We start from the raw sequence: 16,656 nt of genomic DNA, 5'->3' as shown, positions 1-16,656 counted from the left end.
AATAACTTACTTCAAACATTTAACCACTTTCAAGTGTATTAATTTTTGTCATAGTGAGTATCAATCATCAAAAAGCTAAGTGCGTGAAGATCATCGACACCCAATGGAAGCAGTAGTATGCGACAAGTCAGCAGAAAGCGAAAACTCAAACTCCAGCATAAATTCGCGCATATACGCCGTAATTATTACTTCCATGTTGAGCAACAAGATCACGATCTTCTGCCTCCTATTGCTGAATTTGAAAAACTCAAAAAAGCTATCGCGGATCACATGGAATAACATCAGTATTTCACTGTAAAACGTCATACTGATGCCATAAACATGACTAACTCAGTAACATACTCGGCATTGATGATAATTGATCATCATTCCAGCCAAATGCGTCAAACACAGTCAGCCACTCTGCTTCTAATTCCGTTTCAATATGCATGGCTTGTTGTGTCACCGGATGCACAAACTGCAAACTTTTAGCAATTAACCATAACCGGTTGATGTTAAAGTGTTCTCTAAAAAACTTATTTTGCTTACCATCGCCATGAGTCGTATCACCCACAATAGGATGGCGTAAATGCGCCATATGCCTGCGCAATTGATGTTTACGACCGGTATGCGGGCTTAAACGGATTAACGCATAGCGACTACTAGGGTAACGACCCGAGCTAAACGGTATTTCGGTATTCAACAACGGCTGAAAATCGGTTACCGCCTCTTGCGCGGCTTTGTTAGGGTCAACGTGTTTATCGCCAATATCGTCAAACTCTTGCTTTAAAGCGTAATCTAAGGTGCCAGATTCGTGCATATTACCGCGCACAATGGCTAAATATTGTTTTTTAATGCTGTGATCGGCAAACTGCTCACACAATTGACGTGCAACCTCACTGGATTTAGCAAACAGCAAAACCCCAGATGTTGGTCTGTCTAAACGATGCACAGGAAAAACATGACACCCGACCAAATCGCGGGTCATTTGCATGGCAAAAAAACGTTCTTTACGCGCCAAATAACTGCGATGAACCAACAGCCCAGCAGGTTTGTGTATCGCCACGATGTGCTCATCTTGATATAACACTTCAATCACTGGCGGCTGTTCATCAGCCTCTGTTGCAACATCTGTGCTCGTTAAAGGTGCAGCCTCTTCAACAAACTCTGGCTCATAGCACTCGTCGTTATCAATGGCTGATAGCGTATCGTTATCTTTAGCATTCATTATGGGTATCACTTAACTTTAGTGGGGCTTAAAATTTAATGGGTTATTGTTGGCTTAATACTGAGTCAAAGTTGTGTAAATGACGTATCAGCTCTGCGTAATCAGTCATACCTTGCCAAACATGTTCAGCCATAGGCGCAATGGCCATATTGGTCGGTAACGGCTGCTCGAGCTCAATAAGTTCACTCATTTGGGGTATAAAAATAAACTGCAACCACTGCTCAAATGCCATGGTGTCGCAGGCAAAAGGGGCGCTGCTCGCCATAGCGTGCACACTGGGCGCACTATCAGCCCATAAAGAACACTGCTTAAGTGTTTGTTCTAAAATAATTAAATGGTTTTTACAGGTTAAATAAAGCATAAACATGAACGACAATATCGAGGCTAAGTCGGATTATGATATCATTTAGCTTCTTGAATACCCATCCAACTCGTTTGATTTAGTGAAGACACCATGACCGAAATAACCACCTTAAGCCAATTTCTGACCACCGCCAATACCCAATTCCAAATTTACGATTTAGGCCGCCGTGTTCAGCACATTGATATGTTGGCATTTCACCAAATCGATTCTTTATTGGCACCCTATCCGTATCCTATTCAAGGGCATGCGCAGTTTGCCATCGTGTTTTGGCAGCAACAACAGCAACCGTATATCTGGTTTGTTAAGTTACCCTTAGACGAGCAAGGCTTGTTATCTCCAGCCCCTCGCACTCAATTTATTAAAATGATTTTAGAGGCTCTTGGGCGCGATCCTACCCAAGCATTAACCGATGAGCAGCAAGAACAACTCGCTAACCATCCTTTTAGCTTTAAACCAAATCAAAATAAGCTCGCACTGTTTAATGCCTTAGTCAGGCTGCAACTTGGACAAGCGGCATCTAGCCAGTATGAATTTGCAGCACAATATTTGTCTGGCCAGGCGCCAACAGACAACTGGCAACAATTAGGTTTACAAGGTTTGGCGGATATTTGCGTTCGCGCACATCAATTTGATCATCTTAATGACATTATTAATGCATTCGACCAGGCGCCAATAGAGGTGCAATCGGCGTTGTGCCAGTGCTTGGAACACATCACTGTTGATGAAGACTTAGCTGAACGGTTATTTGCAAAAATGTCGCAAGCTGAACCTGAGTTAAAAGTAATGTATTTAGCTGCTCTTGCATCAAATACGCAACTGAGTATGTCTGCGATTATGCAACTGGATGAACAGCAATTATTAAACGACAATAGTTTAATTACCATTGCTGCGCGTAATTGGTTGGCACTAAAAGATGATGCAACCCGCAAAGTGTATTTAGAAGCATTAGCAAAACAGCCACAGCACTTCTTTAACCAAGTATTTGCTGATATCGTGGCGATACCAAGCTTACGTCAAGGATTACTGTCAGATTTACGTCATCCAGACCGCAGTATTCAATTAGCGACCGCCATTGGCGGATTATTTAAGGCCACCAGCCTATGATGAGTGATTTTTTATTAATTGTTGCTTTAGTTGTTGTCGGCGCGTTTTTTTGGCAACTGAGGCAAATGGCTGAACTCAGCCGTAGGGTTGCTGAGCAATCATGCAAAAAACAAAATGTTCAAATGCTGGCTATTGCAATGGAGTCCGCACGTCCAAGTATTGGCGGCTCTACCGGTATTTGTTGGAAAGCCACATTTATGTTCGAATTTAGTACCGATGGTATCAATCAATTCCGCGGTCATATTATGATGCACGGTAATCGAGTGACTAAAATTCAATGGCCTATTTTCCCTGAACCAGAATGGATGGACGCCCCTATGGCAAGCGGTAAGTTTGGTGGGTGTGGTTCAAGCCAAAGTTGTAACTCTGGTAAGTGCCACTAGCTCAGCATTGAAGTACCGTTTATTACGCCAAGTCAGCAAACATACTAAAAAACGCTATTTTTAACTAAATAGCGTTTTTTGCTTTGATTATTGGATTAGGTTTGTGGCTTATCCAATATTTTATACTCGCTATATGTCACTTTATGTATGCTGTCTAATGATTTAAAAATCGCAGCGGTACCATTAATGGTGGTTGAAGTGTGCGCAGGCATCACCAATCCTTCAAACACATCAAAACCCAACTCCAATTCAAATTTGGTTAGGGTGACTGAAAAAGCAGGGTTTAATTCATCGGTATTGCTGATTAAAATTTTGCGTAACTGCTTCGAGCGCTTATCTAGGAAAATAGTCCCAGTTAATGCATTATTATCTAACTTGTCGATATTGGGTGTAAACGTAAATGCGACACTATCTCCTCCCTCATCCACTAATGCTAAAGTCGATAAATTAATCAGATCAGAAAACGCCAATTCATGGGTGTTTTCGTCTTTATCTTGCAGGAGTTCTTGCTGATGTTCACGGTATTCTTGTAAGCGCTTTTTGTCAGGCGTTTCACCATTTTCTGTCACTAAGATCCAGCGTTCAGTGTCGGGTAAAGAGGCATTAAATTGTTCAACTCGGGTCATGTCTGGCATCACAGTGTGTTGTGAGTACTGCCAACGCACTTTAGTATCGTCAGTATTACTATTGATATCGCTTAACGCTTGCTCGACCCATTGTTGTTGCTCTTCACTCACTTGTGCATTGGCGTGATAGCAAACGGATGAAATACCCATCAATAGTGCAATTTGAAACCCTTTCATGCTATCTCCTTATACAATGGCGACTTAGATGTTGTTTACTCAAATGAGGTGTTAGCTCATAGGCACTTTACAATTGGACAACATATCACTACAAAGTTCCATCACTCAGCAAAAATGCAAAAAGAAAGGCCGCGACAGTAACTGTCGCGGCCTTTTTATCTCTTGTTAAGCCATCCCGCTATTACAGTGCTCCCTGCACCATCCATGCGTCTAACTTGCGTCCTGCTCAATCCTTGGTCATTCCGTGATGATCCGTGTACTTGCGTACTTTCCTTCTTACTCGATTATCCATTGACCGAGCCTGCTCTGTCCTAAGCGTGTCCTTGTATCATCCATGAAATCTTTACATATCCTGTCGCAAATCATTTGCTGAGTATTGTGCGTCCTGCAACATTATCATCCTAATAATGTTTAAAACCCGTTGTTCACTTTAAGCGTATAACGTGTTTTGCGTTTCATCCTGAAACAGTAATTCGTCCATCACATCCATTTGCTTGTGGTCATCTATGACCTATTTACTTCCTTGTGATTGTTCCGTCCTAGGAACAAGATAAATAATAGTTCATTTACCTCCACGTAAACAGGCCCTATCAAGTGAATAATTTAGCACCATAATCGCATAAAAAATAAAATCACATAAAATTAATAACTTAAGATTTTTATAGATTATTTACTCAAAAACAAAGTGATTAATCTCACATTGCTTGTGAGATATATCTCACAAGGCGGCAGGCAAAAATGGCAGCGATCACGCTACTTATTAACAAAAAAACAACAAACAGTACGGTGTGAGTATAATATTTGTACTTTAGGTTGTTGCGCTTGAACAAATAATCACTCCACATGTTGATTAAGGTTTGTGTGAAATAAACGTGAATATCTGTTGAATAGCCATAACAAAAGGCAGAGAGTGCGAAGAAGAGTAAGGCGTTAGGGTTAAATTTACCCTAATTCAAACGAGTACTTAAATAAGCTAATTAGGCGTTATTTGCTTAAAGTTATTCAGATTTAATCATCTAAAACAACATACGTTCTGCAGTATGTGCCAGATAAGGGCATTACTCAATTACCCAGTTTTTATGTCGATAAGGATATTGCTAATTATCATTTGGTCGACATTTTATCGAATTTTGCTCCCGCACCGTTGCCGATAAATTTACTTTATCCATCGCAACGCCTAATTAGCCCTGCAATCAAAGCATTAATTGAATTTTTAGTCGACTTTTTGCGGCTGCATGCCGCCAGTCATTAAGGTAAACAAATATAAAGCGGTTGATTTTAGGCTATAAAAGCAAAAAGGCACAACCTTAATAATAAGGTTGTGCCCGTAACGCTTTTTGTCAGCAATCCAGCTGAAATTGTGCTCCCTGCATCATCCATGTAAACATGCATCCTGCATCCGTTTCCTTGTGCTCATTTCCTTGATTCTTTGTAAACAAAGTATCTTATGAGTGTCATTCCGTTGAACAGCCTATCCGTCGACTGAGCATTCAATCCGTTGAGTCATCCTTGCTGCGTCCTGCAGTCCTATCCCTTTTTCCTTGTGTCGCTTGCGCTTCACCCTTCCTTGATTCGGTTATCCATTTACCGAGCTTATGCCTAGTTCCGTGGGCGTGTCCTGTGCATCATCCTTGAAATTCTGTACTAACAATCTACTTTAGCAATTGGTTTCAGCTCTCAAGCAAACTCACCTTTATTTCTCATCCTAAGAAAACCAGTTCGTTATTTGCTTTCGATGGGTACATTTTATCTAAAAAGCATTACATGGAAAGTCACTAAAACTGACTGACATAAAAGATTCACATATCAAAAAACGCACCAAAAAACGCAACATACTGTTTAATATGTAATTTTAATCATGATCAATGCTAAATGCTGGCAACTAAAGATAAGATAACCTACATCAATGTAGGATAATGCTTACAAGAGTGTGAGCGAGGCTCTACTTTGCCCCAATAACGTTGCGCCACTGCCGTTTTAACATTTGTCCAAACATCACCCAATCTCCCCACAAACTGTACAGTGGATAGGTAAAGGTTGCTGGACGATTTTTTTCAAATATAAAATGCCCTAACCAGGCAAAACCATAGCCAACAACCGGCAATAAAAACAGTTGCCACCAATGTTGGTTAATAAGTGTATTAACAATAATCACTAAAATAATGGTGCTGCCCACATAGTGTAATCTACGGCATACAGGGTCTTGATGTTGCGACAGGTAAAACGGATAAAACTCGGCAAAAGAGGTATAACGTTTGGGCTGCATAACTCACTCCATAATGTATCTAACTAACAACGGATAACAACAAGCCACCGTTGAGAATATTAGGTATTGACGGTCATCGGATTAAATCTGGCCTTGATTGGCTGCTTCTTGTTTGTTGTAAAATAAAATTTCGCCATCAACCTGACCAATATTGACTTCTGCTAGGCTGATAAATCCTTGTTGCACAAACACAGCATGATGATAGGGGGGAGTGACAAATACACCAATACCATCCAATCGTGGTTGTTCGTCGCACCAACTCAGTACCGCCTCGACTAATCGCGAACCGTAGCCCTTTTTTTGCTCATTTGGGGCCAGGGCAATAAACTGTAAAATGCCACATTTATCCGACGGAAGATGTTCTAATATACAGTTCTCTTTTTCCATTAATCCCTGGGTTGACTTCCACCCTGTACCCATCACCATTTTTAAACGCCAGTGCCAATAGCGTGCCTCGCCTAAGGGGATTTGTTGTGTTATCACACAGGCCACACCGATAAGACGTTCTTGATCAAATAAGCCAATTAGCGCCTGTTCTTGTTGCCACAGTTCATTTAACTCTTCGCGGATCGCCGCGCGGAGTTTTTGTTCATATTGTTGAACATCTTGCTTACCCAACACCTCAATAAAATAAGGATCATCGTGGTAAGCGTTATAGAGGATTGAGGCCGCCACACGTAAGTCTTCAGCAGTTAAATACACTGCTCGTAAGGTTTCCAAGGTATTATTGTCCATTATTGTTATTCCTTGTGTTATGACTCCTGTTAACTTAGCAAGTTAACAAGTTTGAAACAATCAACAAATTTTGTTTACCTTGTATAGTTGATAATTCGCTTTCTTGGCGAGTTCTTTGCAATTTTAGTGCGGAAGATTAATACTGAAATAATTGCAATGAGTCACCTAGGGAGTCGTGAAAATGGATACCACAGAAAATGATTTAAGCCATTTATTTCAACAATTAGGGCTAGGCCATAAATCAGAAGACATTAATGAATTTGTTAGCCAGAATAAGTTAGCTAAACACACTTTGTTAATTGATGCCCCGTGTTGGAATTCGAGCCAGCGTGCTTTTATAAAAGAAGCATTAGTAGAAGACGCCCAATGGTCAGAAGTCATCGACCAATTGGACGTCATGATGAGAGAATAGAACCAATACTTACATTAGCTTAAATTTGCTGATATGCCGTGTCACCCCAGCCCACTAAGAGATTATCTCTAAACACCACTGGGGTGCACTCATCTTTAGTGGTTTTACCGTCGCCTTTTGCCCACTGAGTACGATAAAATAAGACTTTTATTGCCTGGTCTGTATTAGCTGAATTAGTTTTTGAATACGCTTCACTGAAATCAGCAGTGCCCATTAGTGTCACCACTTGTTCGCTGGTCATGCCGAGTGCAAGGTTAGCCAGTAAAGCACGGTTTTTATCTTGTTGTTCTTGCCAATACTCATGGCTTTTACCTGATTCATGATCGCCTACGCTAATCACACAGCCACTTAATCCCACTGACATTAGCGCCACGACACTTGCCGCAATAAGTTTTGATTTCATGTTGCATCCTTTTTGTTAAAATATAACCCACATTGTGTTGTGATCCTTAAAGCTAGAATCATGCCAAAAAATAAAACATTGAATTAATTAGGTTTTACCTTTTAGTTCTGCAACAGTAGTGATTCTGACTACCAAAAATTAAGGAATTTAACTAACAATGAGTCCAATTGAACAGGTGTTAGCCGCAGCAAAGTCCATTGCCATTAATGGCCATACACCGAGCTTAGCGTTAATAAAAAGTCGTTTAGGCAGTCGCTTCCCGATGCCAGTGCTGATCCAGGGATTGCAACAATTTAAAGCTTTGCCAAAATCTGAATGGCAGAACTTACCTGAGTTAAGTGATATCCCAACACCTGAAACCCCAATTGACGAGCTCGCCAGCCCAATTGCGCAATTACAGCAGCAAGTCGACACCATGCAGCAACTGATTAACCAGCTCAACAGCCGCGTGAATGAACTTGAGCAACAAGTTAACCAACATTTGCCAACCACCTCCCCTAAGGCCGAATAATCCATGTTTGTTTTTGAACTTCGCTTTGAATGCTTTGCCGACACCACCATTGATGCCGCCGAAAAAGCTATTAACGGCTTACTCGAAGCACTGCGCGCTAATGGACAAATACTGGGGCGTGAGTTTGCCGTTGCGTTTAATGACGGTGAGTTTAAAGTGCGCTTGTTATTGCCAGAAAAAACCAGTTTAGCCAATCGTTATAACAGCCCGTGGGTAAAAACGGCATTAACTGAGCTGACACAAGCCAAGCTGCTGGCGCCAAGAGAGAAATTTATTGGTCAGGACATTAACTCTGAAGTGAGCAATACCGACGAGCCGTCTTGGCAATTGTTATATACCAGCTACGTACACATGTGCTCGCCACTGCGCAGTGGCGATAACTTATTACCTATCCCGCTGTATCAACTACCAGCCACCTTCAATGGCGACCATAAACGTATCATTAAATGGCAAACCGAATGGCAAGCCTGTGATGAACTGCAAATGGCTGCAGCCACCAAAGCAGAATTCGCGGCATTAGATGAAATCACTCGGGCAGACAGTGACCTGTTTAGACGGGGTTGGGATTTACGTGGGCGGATAGAATACCTAACTAAGATACCCACTTATTATTACTTATATCGCGTGGGCGGAGAGTCATTACAAACAGAACTCAACCGCCCTTGCCCACGATGCGGCTCACATGATTGGAAGCTCGAACAACCGTTATTAGACATGTTTCACTTTAGGTGTGAGCCTTGCCGCATTGTGTCTAACATTTCATGGGATCATCAATAAATCTAATAACGTTTACCACGTAACATATTCCACATGGTTTTAATCCGCTGCCAAATACCAGGGTGCTCAACAATTGGCGCACTCTCTTCAACGGGCTTTTGCGGCGGTTTGATCATTGGCGAAATAATCTGTAAAAACTCGGTTAGCGACTCCGCTAATTTTGTGCGTTGTTTTTCACCTGGAATTTCAATCCACACACTGCCATCGTCATTATTAACGGTGAGCATTTCATCGCCATCACCTAGCACACCAATAAACCAAGTTGCTGGTTGTTTGAGCTTTTTCTTCATGATCAAATGACCAATTACATTTTGTTGCAAATTTTCAAAGTCTTCTTGGTTCCACACTTGCAATAACTCACCATCACCAAATGGTGCAGTAAACTGTAATGGCGCTGAAAAATACTCACCATAAAATGCATGAATATCTTGGTGTAGTTGAATATTTAATGCATGCTCTACATTATTAAAGTCAGCCGCATCGTCACGTTTAACCGGCTGCCAAAACACAGTATCATCAGTGTCTGAGTTAAATTTTCCTTGAATACATATTGAGTCTTCGCCCAAAGGATAATAGCGCGGAAATTCAGACAAGGTATCTTGGTAAGATTTAAGATAGTTATTTATAAAGTTTTCTAATGCAGATGAACAAGACACTTAAGCCACTCGTAGTTTATAATAAAACCATATTTTGACACGGAAACCGATTAGATGACACACAATCACGACCCTTATAGTGATGCTGATGCACTTAAAGGCCTAACCTTAGGCCATGCAACTGTATATCAAGCTGAGTATGACGCGTCACTGCTGCAAGGGGTTCCACGCAAACTTAATCGAGATGCAATTGCATTAAGTGGTGATTTACCTTTCCATGGTACTGATATTTGGACCGGCTATGAATTGTCATGGCTAAACGCCAAAGGCAAGCCTGTTGTGGCGTTATTAGAAGTGCAACTGGATATCAATAGCGCCAATCTGATTGAATCAAAATCGTTTAAATTGTACTTAAATAGCTTTAACCAAACCAAGTTTGATAGCGTTGAAGACGTGCAAGACACCTTAAGCCGCGATTTAGCACTGTGCGCCGACGGTGATGTTAGCGTTAAAGTCATTGAGCCTAAGCATTTTAACCTTGAACGTATTGTCGACCTATCCGGCAGCTGCATTGACGATTTAGACATCGAAGTCACCGAGTACCAGTTTAATCCAGACCATTTAGTTGACAGTACAGACCCTGACAAAAATGTCGCTGAAACGTTAAATTCAAACTTATTAAAGTCTAACTGCTTAATTACCTCACAACCTGACTGGGGCAGCGTGATGATCCGCTATCAGGGCCCTAAGATTGATCGTGAAAAACTGCTGCGCTATTTGATTTCTTTCCGTCAGCATAATGAGTTTCACGAGCAGTGTGTTGAGCGTATTTTTGTCGACCTAAAAAAATACTGCCAATGCACTAAGTTAACCGTGTATGCACGTTACACTCGTCGAGGCGGTTTAGACATTAACCCCTACCGCAGCGATTTTGAAAACCCGCCAGAATCTAACCGTCTCGCAAGACAGTAAAGACTAAAGCGACAAAGTAAAACATTAAAAGCCAATCATCATCGATTGGCTTTTTTTATTGCCGTATAAGCTTGTTTCATTAATGTCTCAATGGTTTCTCTAAGCCAAATACACGACTTATCTTGCGCATGTTTGCTGGGCCAAATGCTGAATAATTCAATCGGGCGTGTCTCAAAAGGCAGCTTAAGTAATTTAAGTTTAAATAACTGGGCATAACTTTGAGTAAAGGCATAGGGCGCAATGCCAATGGCATTAGACTTACTGATCAACGACAACATACTCAATAACGACGTGTGCTCGCTGTGTAAGGTGCGTGGTGGTAACGGTTCATGGGCAATAATATCGGCTACGCGCATATTGTCTCGATGAAAGCGATACATAACATGCTCAGCGGCAAAGTATTGCTCTAGGCTTACTTGCTGTTTAATGTGAGGATGTTGCTCGCGTACGACACAAACAATCTGCTCCTGAGCCACCTTTTGAAAGCTAAAGGTTTTCATTTTAGGCGGCACAATATCTATCACCAAATCCACTTTTTGCATCTGTAAATCTTGATATTGCTCTGCTTCTAGCACAGGCGAATTTCGCAATACCACCCGCACCGATAAACTAGCCAGGGCTTTATCAAGCAGCGGCTGTAATAAATCGATGACCGACTCATTAGCATAAATCGTAAATACTCGAGTTGAGGTGTGGGGATCAAACTCGCTGATCCCCCTTAAGGTTTGTTCAATAGCATCAAGCATTGGCTGCACCGAATTAAAGATGTGCAACCCAGAAGCCGTTGGTTCAATGCCGCGCCCCACTCGAATAAACAACTCACAATCTAATGCCGTCTTGAGCCGATTTATCGCATTGCTCACCGACGATTGAGTGATCGCTAACTGCTCCGCAGCTCTTGTAATTGACGACTGCTGACATACAACACAAAACACCCGTAATAGATTTAAATCCAGGGTCGCTAATTTTTGGCTTTGTTTATCATCCATTGCTTATACTTAATACCTAAGATTTGCCCTAACACATTCATAATATGAATGTGTTTTAACTGTTTTACCATAGTTATATTCCGACATTTATTCACTAGGATAGGTTAATACCGCTCAATCGCTAAGCAACGCTGGCTTTAATTTCTTGAGGTTCGTTATGCAAAAATCTGCTCTTACGTTATCAACCATTACACGTTCAACAATCGCATTTTCATTTATCACCGCATTTTCATTGCCAGCTTTTGCGGCGCAGCACCAACATGACCACCTAACCGTAGACTATCAAGGCAAAGCCGCTTCAGCAGCGACGATTGCACATAACAAAGCGGTTGCCCAAAGCCTTAATTTTAATGACAAGGTCGCCTTTGAGCGCTTTAGTAAAAACCAAATTGCCGAATTTGACCAAGCTACCGCTGATATTTTACGTGCTGAATTTAGCTTTATTAGTGAACAGTTTCCAGACTCAGTTAACCCATCGCTTTACCGCCAAGCACAGCTTAATATGGTGCCAAATGGTTTGTATAAAGTGACCGAGGGGATTTATCAGGTACGCGGAACTGACTTATCGAATATGACCTTAATCCGCGGTAAAACAGGTTGGATTGTTTATGATGTGTTGTTAACAAAGCAAGCTGCAGAGCAATCAATAAAATTTGCCTTTGCAAATCTGCCTGAAGGTGCAGATTTACCGATAGTAGCGATGATTTACTCCCACAGCCATGCGGACCATTTTGGCGGCGCTCGCGGCATAAAAACCTTATACCCTAATGTTAAAGTGTATGGTTCAAACAATATCACCGCCGAAATCGTTGATGAAAACGTGCTCGCAGGTAATGCCATGAGCCGCCGTGCTAGCTATCAATATGGGGTGATGCTCGGTAAAAATGACCATGGTATTGTTGATGCGGCGCTGGCAAAGGGGTTATCAAAAGGTGAAATTACTTACGTAAAACCAGATTACCAACTCAATCAACAAGGCAAGTGGGAAACCTTAACCATTGATGGTCTGGAAATGGTCTTTATGGATGCCTCTGGCACCGAAGCGGCCAGCGAAATGATCACTTATATTCCGTCATTAAACGCACTGTGGAGCGGTGAGCTTACCTACGATGGAATGCACAACATCTATACCTTACGCGGAGCCAAAGTGCGTGATGCGCTAAAGTGGTCAAAAGACATTAACCAAATGATCAATGCATTTGGTCAAGATGTACAAGTGCTGTTTGCGGCTCACTCTGCGCCCGTATGGGGAAACGAGCAAATTAACCAGTACCTTAAAATGCAACGCGACAACTATGGACTCGTGCATAATCAATCGCTGCGCCTTGCCAATCAGGGTGTGGTAATACAAGATATTGGTGATGCCATCATGGACACCATTCCACAAACGGTTAAAGACACCTGGTACACCAAAGGGTATCACGGTACCTACAGCCACAATGCCAAAGCGGTTTACAATATGTATCTGGGCTACTTTGACATGAACCCAGCCAACTTAAACCCGCTGCCAACGCAGCAAGAAGCCATTAAGTTTGTTCAATATATGGGCGGCGCTGCGGCTATTATTGAAAAAGCCAAGGTCGATTATGCTCAAGGCGATTATCGCTTTGTTGCCACGGTACTCAATAAACTGGTGATGGCCGAACCCACAAACCAAGTCGCACGTGATTTACTCGCCGACACTTATGAGCAACTCGGTTATCAAGCAGAAGGGGCGGGCTGGAGAAACATCTATTTAACTGGCGCACAAGAGTTACGGGTAGGCATTTTACCTGGCGCGCCAAAGTCAGCCTCCGCCGATGTGATAAGTGAAATGGATATTGCCACGCTATTTGATTTTTTAGCCGTCAAAGTCGACAGTATTGCAGCGGATAAACTCGGTAATATCAGCTTAAATGTGGTGACTAAAGCGACAAACACAACGCCTGAAACTACCGTGTTTGTTGAACTGAGCCATGGTAATCTCAATAACATTGTGGTCGAAACAGCTAAAACGGCAGACGCCACGTTAACCGTCGATAAAGCTGATATGGTTAATGTATTATTAGGTAAAACATCACTTAAACAACTGCTTGAACAAGGTAAAGCCAGTATGACAGGTGACCCACAAGCCTTTGGTAAAATAGCCTCCACTTTAGTGCAATTTGATGAAAGCTTTGCCATCGTCCCTTTAAAGTAAATTTGAGTCGTAAAACAATTGCGAATAATGAGTGAAATATTGCTTCACTTAATTCAGCCGAAGCGATGCTTCGGCTGAATGGCTTTCTCGCATATTTTGATGCCTGATGATTTATAGATGATTCTTTATTGATGATTCTTTATTGAAAATTTGCGATTAACGACCTAGGCATTCGCATCTGCCAATAATTGTGTCAGCGACAACTGATAAACGGTTAACGCACTATAGCTACACTCAGCATTAGTCGACTCGAGCCCAATATCATGTTTATTTACGCCTAAAGTGATGGCAAAACGATATTGTTGATCAAGTCGGCCCAGTTGCGTTTGCCATGTCATCGAATTGGCAATATCTGCAACATCGGTAAAGTTAAGCTTAACCCCTTGATGTAATGCAATAGATTGCTCAATCTTGCCCTGCAATTGCACATGCCCTTCATTCCATTTACTAAAATCAACGGCAAAGGATTTAAGTGATAAGGCTAAACCTAACCCACGCGCTTTAATGTAAGACTCTTTTACCGCCCATAAATCAAAGAAACGTTGCCGCTGCAGCTCAATGGGTAACTGCAACAATGCCTCGGTTTCAACCTGGGTAAAATAGTGATTTAAAATTGGCACAATATCTGTATTGCTGCGCTCACGCTCAATATCAACGCCAAAACACAGGGAGGGAAGAAGCTCAGATTGAGTACTTTGGGTTACCTCAACACTAGGCTCAGACGTAAGGTTAACGTTATGCTGACTGCTCGCCACTTCAATCACGCCAATCATTAACCACTGACCACTGTGACTTAAATTGAAATGTAATCCGGTTTGCGCACACAATTCATGGCTTAATGCCGGTTTGCCTTTGGCGCCATAAATAAACTGCCATTGTGCAGGCTCAACATCGCTATAGCGCGATAATATTGCTCTTAGGGCCAGTCTAACTTGCAGGGCATTATTACGCGCCGACGGGCTTTTATAACGGGCAACTTTTACCTCTTCATCTTCGCTTAGCCAACCCAGGGCTAATCCAGTATCAAAGTCTGCAGGGGCAAGTTCTGCATCAAGTGGCACAAAGTAAACATGCGGTTTTATGGATGGATAACATTGATTTACATCAGCAATAATGGGCATTAAAACAACAAAACTCGAGTAGACGATAATAAGGTTAAATTACCGTAATATGTGCTGCTCAGCGAGTAATTTGTCTGTGCAGACGGTTATTTTCACCTAAGCGGTTGCCGAACGTTGCCATTTAATCAACAATCAGCACTATCGTATTACAGAAAACAGAAGATCCATGGGTAAATTCAGCGCCGTTATTGTCATCATATTATTTGCATTTAATTCGCACTCAGCCTTTGCCCAGTGGCACCAAAAGAGTTTCCATGTCATGGGAACCCTCGCCCATGTTGAATTTTGGTTAGATGATGGCGCAGTCCAAACAACAGCAGATGAACTCATAGTGTCGGTTGAGCAAGAGATGCAACGCATTGATCAAACCATGAGCCCTTATATTGCCACCAGTGCACTGAGCGTAATTAACCGTGATGCGGCCAACCACCCTGTTATTGTTAGCCAGGAATTGTTTGATTTACTCACCGATGCGCACGATATTGCAGTATTAACCCATGGAATGTTTGACATCACTTATGCCTCTATCGGTTATCAATACGATTACCGCAAGCATCAAAAACCCAATCAAGCTGCAATCAAACAAGCGTTAACCGCCATTAATTATCAAACGGTTATCTTAGATAAACCGAGCTTATCCGTTAAATTTACCGATGCTGATGTTAAAATTGATTTAGGCGGGATCGCCAAAGGTCATGCGGTTAAAAACTGTATCGCCATTCTTAAGAAAGCCGGCATTGAACATGCACTCATTAGCGCTGGCGGCGACACCACGTTACTTGGCGATCGTATCGGTCGCCCGTGGTTTGTTGGCATTAAACACCCTCGCGCCGAAGACAAAACTGCGGTGCAATTACCTCTGAGTAACGAATCGATATCCACATCTGGTGACTACGAGCGTTACTTCATCGAAGACGGCGTGCGTTATCATCACATCATTAACCCCAAAACTGGCGACTCCGCCCGCAATGTGGTGAGCGTATCGATTATTGGTAAAAACCCAACTTACGTAGACGCCCTCTCCACCGCCATTTTTGTGATGGGATTACAACAAGGTATGGCGCTAATCAATGAGTTACCTGAATTCGAAGCCATCATTATCGATAACCAACAAACCCTGCATGTATCAACGGGATTACAACAAGATTGATGCTATAGCTCTGCCATGTGTGTGAGAGTTTCTGGATGGCGCTGTACTAATTTCAAAAGAGTAATTGCTTGCCCATTTGGCGCACTGCGCTCTTGCTCTCAGTTCTCTCCTAAAAAGCCACCCAGAATTTGAGTCCTAAAAGAGCCACCCATTTTCCTAAAAAAGCCATATATGGCCATGTTCTATCTTTAGCCCATTCAACACAGTGTTATATTGTAATAATTCTCGCTAAGTTGATTCAGATCACATTGCCTTTTTTTTCTAATCATTACACTGATTAATATAATCCCAAGAAAACATTGGGCTATTTATTAAAGAAAAGGTCACCAGCCTTAATAGAGATAATGCAACCCAATCGAGGTGTGCTATATGGTATCTACACCACAAAAATCTAGCACAAATCAAAAAAATGATATTCGTCAAACACTGGGGCTAGATAAGCCTTCTAAACACCACAAGAGTTTCAACAAATATATTTGGTTCACAGGGATAATAGTGGTTATCGCTATTTTGTCATGGAAATTTATAGCCAATGGTCAGTCTCAAACCACACAATACATGTTCTGGTCTAATTCCATCGGACACTTAATTTTGAGACAGTATGGTCAATAAATTAAGAGGTCGATATGAGTTTAAAAAAATCACATAAGAGTTATCCGCAGGCATTTAAAGATGAAGCAGTAT

The 16,656-nt window shown here is 41.9% G+C and carries 20 protein-coding genes and 1 pseudogene; 11 read left to right on the top strand and 10 right to left on the bottom strand.

The genetic code is table 11. From position 1 onward, the window contains the following. Positions 1-117: 117 nt before the first annotated feature. Positions 118-279, top strand: coding sequence for a hypothetical protein (locus tag IEY48_RS15995; RefSeq protein ID WP_188922106.1), 162 nt, complete (start codon positions 118-120; stop codon positions 277-279). A 46-nt stretch (positions 280-325) separates the two neighbouring features. Here IEY48_RS15995 and truC read toward each other — a convergent pair whose 3' ends face one another. Together truC and IEY48_RS15985 are read right to left on the bottom strand one after the other, a co-directional pair. Then, positions 326-1,207 (bottom strand): tRNA pseudouridine(65) synthase TruC, encoded by an 882-nt coding sequence (truC, locus tag IEY48_RS15990; protein WP_188922104.1) that lies wholly within the window; start codon positions 1,205-1,207, stop codon positions 326-328. 43 nt (positions 1,208-1,250) lie between these two features. Beyond that, positions 1,251-1,568 (bottom strand): YqcC family protein, encoded by a 318-nt coding sequence (locus IEY48_RS15985; RefSeq protein ID WP_188922150.1) that lies wholly within the window; start codon positions 1,566-1,568, stop codon positions 1,251-1,253. Between the two features lie 93 nt (positions 1,569-1,661). Between IEY48_RS15985 and IEY48_RS15980 the strand changes: the two genes are divergently transcribed. Together IEY48_RS15980 and IEY48_RS15975 are read left to right on the top strand one after the other, a co-directional pair. Next, positions 1,662-2,675 carry a DUF3549 family protein gene (locus IEY48_RS15980; RefSeq protein ID WP_188922102.1) on the top strand — a complete coding sequence of 338 codons (1,014 nt, stop codon included), beginning with the start codon at positions 1,662-1,664 and terminating at the stop codon, positions 2,673-2,675. Continuing rightward, entirely contained in the window at positions 2,672-3,058 is a 387-nt protein-coding gene (locus IEY48_RS15975; RefSeq protein WP_188922101.1) for a DUF3301 domain-containing protein, read from the top strand. Before IEY48_RS15980 ends, IEY48_RS15975 begins: the two co-directional genes overlap by 4 nt. A gap of 95 nt (positions 3,059-3,153) precedes the next feature. Here the strand turns inward: IEY48_RS15975 and IEY48_RS15970 are convergent, their stop codons facing one another. Continuing rightward, positions 3,154-3,861 carry a hypothetical protein gene (locus IEY48_RS15970; RefSeq protein ID WP_188922099.1) on the bottom strand — a complete coding sequence of 236 codons (708 nt, stop codon included), beginning with the start codon at positions 3,859-3,861 and terminating at the stop codon, positions 3,154-3,156. A gap of 1,042 nt (positions 3,862-4,903) precedes the next feature. Between IEY48_RS15970 and IEY48_RS20635 the strand changes: the two genes are divergently transcribed. Continuing rightward, positions 4,904-5,113 carry a LysR substrate-binding domain-containing protein gene (locus IEY48_RS20635; protein WP_188922097.1) on the top strand — a complete coding sequence of 70 codons (210 nt, stop codon included), beginning with the start codon at positions 4,904-4,906 and terminating at the stop codon, positions 5,111-5,113. A gap of 690 nt (positions 5,114-5,803) precedes the next feature. Here IEY48_RS20635 and IEY48_RS15960 read toward each other — a convergent pair. Together IEY48_RS15960 and IEY48_RS15955 are read right to left on the bottom strand one after the other, a co-directional pair. Beyond that, on the bottom strand, positions 5,804-6,127 hold the full coding sequence (locus tag IEY48_RS15960) for an Mpo1-like protein (RefSeq protein ID WP_188922095.1): 324 nt from the start codon (positions 6,125-6,127) through the stop codon (positions 5,804-5,806). A gap of 81 nt (positions 6,128-6,208) precedes the next feature. Next, the gene (locus tag IEY48_RS15955; RefSeq protein WP_188922093.1) at positions 6,209-6,862 is read right to left on the bottom strand and encodes a GNAT family N-acetyltransferase; all 654 of its coding nucleotides are present in this window, start codon (positions 6,860-6,862) and stop codon (positions 6,209-6,211) included. A 181-nt stretch (positions 6,863-7,043) separates the two neighbouring features. On the opposite strand from IEY48_RS15955, the gene IEY48_RS15950 reads away from it, so the two are divergent. Further along, the gene (locus IEY48_RS15950; RefSeq protein WP_188922091.1) at positions 7,044-7,274 is read left to right on the top strand and encodes a DUF2789 domain-containing protein; all 231 of its coding nucleotides are present in this window, start codon (positions 7,044-7,046) and stop codon (positions 7,272-7,274) included. Between the two features lie 19 nt (positions 7,275-7,293). On the opposite strand, the gene IEY48_RS15945 is transcribed toward IEY48_RS15950, so the two are convergent. Continuing rightward, positions 7,294-7,677: a DUF3192 domain-containing protein gene (locus tag IEY48_RS15945; RefSeq protein WP_188922089.1), complete on the bottom strand. Its 384-nt coding sequence runs from the start codon at positions 7,675-7,677 to the stop codon at positions 7,294-7,296. Positions 7,678-7,834: 157 nt separating this feature from the next. On the opposite strand from IEY48_RS15945, the gene IEY48_RS15940 reads away from it, so the two are divergent. Further along, positions 7,835-8,188: a hypothetical protein gene (locus IEY48_RS15940; RefSeq protein WP_188922087.1), complete on the top strand. Its 354-nt coding sequence runs from the start codon at positions 7,835-7,837 to the stop codon at positions 8,186-8,188. 3 nt (positions 8,189-8,191) lie between these two features. Further along, positions 8,192-8,965, top strand: coding sequence for a Zn-ribbon-containing protein (locus IEY48_RS15935; RefSeq protein WP_188922085.1), 774 nt, complete (start codon positions 8,192-8,194; stop codon positions 8,963-8,965). A 2-nt stretch (positions 8,966-8,967) separates the two neighbouring features. Here the strand turns inward: IEY48_RS15935 and syd are convergent, their stop codons facing one another. After that, positions 8,968-9,621 (bottom strand): SecY-interacting protein, encoded by a 654-nt coding sequence (gene syd / locus IEY48_RS15930; RefSeq protein WP_188922083.1) that lies wholly within the window; start codon positions 9,619-9,621, stop codon positions 8,968-8,970. A 54-nt stretch (positions 9,622-9,675) separates the two neighbouring features. On the opposite strand from syd, the gene queF reads away from it, so the two are divergent. Next, positions 9,676-10,533, top strand: coding sequence for an NADPH-dependent 7-cyano-7-deazaguanine reductase QueF (gene queF / locus IEY48_RS15925; protein WP_188922081.1), 858 nt, complete (start codon positions 9,676-9,678; stop codon positions 10,531-10,533). A 38-nt stretch (positions 10,534-10,571) separates the two neighbouring features. Here the strand turns inward: queF and IEY48_RS15920 are convergent, their stop codons facing one another. Then, the gene (locus IEY48_RS15920) at positions 10,572-11,522 is read right to left on the bottom strand and encodes a LysR family transcriptional regulator (RefSeq protein ID WP_188922079.1); all 951 of its coding nucleotides are present in this window, start codon (positions 11,520-11,522) and stop codon (positions 10,572-10,574) included. A gap of 157 nt (positions 11,523-11,679) precedes the next feature. Between IEY48_RS15920 and IEY48_RS15915 the strand changes: the two genes are divergently transcribed. Further along, complete coding sequence (locus IEY48_RS15915; RefSeq protein WP_188922077.1) at positions 11,680-13,701, top strand: alkyl/aryl-sulfatase; 2,022 nt, start codon at positions 11,680-11,682, stop codon at positions 13,699-13,701. Positions 13,702-13,865: 164 nt separating this feature from the next. Here the strand turns inward: IEY48_RS15915 and IEY48_RS15910 are convergent, their stop codons facing one another. Then, positions 13,866-14,822 (bottom strand): 4'-phosphopantetheinyl transferase family protein, encoded by a 957-nt coding sequence (locus IEY48_RS15910; protein ID WP_188922075.1) that lies wholly within the window; start codon positions 14,820-14,822, stop codon positions 13,866-13,868. Between the two features lie 166 nt (positions 14,823-14,988). On the opposite strand from IEY48_RS15910, the gene IEY48_RS15905 reads away from it, so the two are divergent. Then, complete coding sequence (locus IEY48_RS15905; RefSeq protein WP_188922073.1) at positions 14,989-15,972, top strand: FAD:protein FMN transferase; 984 nt, start codon at positions 14,989-14,991, stop codon at positions 15,970-15,972. A gap of 2 nt (positions 15,973-15,974) precedes the next feature. On the opposite strand, the pseudogene IEY48_RS20610 reads toward IEY48_RS15905, so the two are convergent. After that, a pseudogene (locus tag IEY48_RS20610) lies at positions 15,975-16,070 on the bottom strand (helix-turn-helix domain-containing protein); the annotation flags it as partial. A 271-nt stretch (positions 16,071-16,341) separates the two neighbouring features. Here IEY48_RS20610 and IEY48_RS15895 point away from each other — a divergent pair. Next, positions 16,342-16,584: a hypothetical protein gene (locus tag IEY48_RS15895; protein ID WP_188922070.1), complete on the top strand. Its 243-nt coding sequence runs from the start codon at positions 16,342-16,344 to the stop codon at positions 16,582-16,584. The last annotated feature ends 72 nt before the right edge of the window (positions 16,585-16,656 follow it).

Origin of the sequence: Shewanella saliphila (assembly GCF_014648295.1) — a bacterium.
GTDB lineage: Bacteria > Pseudomonadota > Gammaproteobacteria > Enterobacterales > Shewanellaceae > Shewanella > Shewanella saliphila.
This window is presented reverse-complemented; position numbering and strand designations above follow the sequence as displayed.

Bases quoted from the DNA above. Each gene is read 5' to 3' on its own strand.
- IEY48_RS15915 (WP_188922077.1), top strand. From the start codon at position 11,680: ATGCAAAAATCTGCTCTTACGTTATCAACCATTACACGTTCAACAATC.
- IEY48_RS15955 (WP_188922093.1), bottom strand. From the start codon at position 6,862: ATGGACAATAATACCTTGGAAACCTTACGAGCAGTGTATTTAACTGCT.
- truC (WP_188922104.1), bottom strand. From the start codon at position 1,207: ATGAATGCTAAAGATAACGATACGCTATCAGCCATTGATAACGACGAG.
- IEY48_RS15985 (WP_188922150.1), bottom strand. From the start codon at position 1,568: ATGCTTTATTTAACCTGTAAAAACCATTTAATTATTTTAGAACAAACA.
- IEY48_RS15960 (WP_188922095.1), bottom strand. From the start codon at position 6,127: ATGCAGCCCAAACGTTATACCTCTTTTGCCGAGTTTTATCCGTTTTAC.
- IEY48_RS15910 (WP_188922075.1), bottom strand. From the start codon at position 14,822: ATGCCCATTATTGCTGATGTAAATCAATGTTATCCATCCATAAAACCG.
- IEY48_RS15975 (WP_188922101.1), top strand. From the start codon at position 2,672: ATGATGAGTGATTTTTTATTAATTGTTGCTTTAGTTGTTGTCGGCGCG.
- IEY48_RS15970 (WP_188922099.1), bottom strand. From the start codon at position 3,861: ATGAAAGGGTTTCAAATTGCACTATTGATGGGTATTTCATCCGTTTGC.
- IEY48_RS15995 (WP_188922106.1), top strand. From the start codon at position 118: ATGCGACAAGTCAGCAGAAAGCGAAAACTCAAACTCCAGCATAAATTC.
- IEY48_RS15920 (WP_188922079.1), bottom strand. From the start codon at position 11,522: ATGGATGATAAACAAAGCCAAAAATTAGCGACCCTGGATTTAAATCTA.
- queF (WP_188922081.1), top strand. From the start codon at position 9,676: ATGACACACAATCACGACCCTTATAGTGATGCTGATGCACTTAAAGGC.
- IEY48_RS15980 (WP_188922102.1), top strand. From the start codon at position 1,662: ATGACCGAAATAACCACCTTAAGCCAATTTCTGACCACCGCCAATACC.
- IEY48_RS15950 (WP_188922091.1), top strand. From the start codon at position 7,044: ATGGATACCACAGAAAATGATTTAAGCCATTTATTTCAACAATTAGGG.
- IEY48_RS15935 (WP_188922085.1), top strand. From the start codon at position 8,192: ATGTTTGTTTTTGAACTTCGCTTTGAATGCTTTGCCGACACCACCATT.
- IEY48_RS15895 (WP_188922070.1), top strand. From the start codon at position 16,342: ATGGTATCTACACCACAAAAATCTAGCACAAATCAAAAAAATGATATT.
- IEY48_RS15945 (WP_188922089.1), bottom strand. From the start codon at position 7,677: ATGAAATCAAAACTTATTGCGGCAAGTGTCGTGGCGCTAATGTCAGTG.
- IEY48_RS15905 (WP_188922073.1), top strand. From the start codon at position 14,989: ATGGGTAAATTCAGCGCCGTTATTGTCATCATATTATTTGCATTTAAT.
- IEY48_RS15940 (WP_188922087.1), top strand. From the start codon at position 7,835: ATGAGTCCAATTGAACAGGTGTTAGCCGCAGCAAAGTCCATTGCCATT.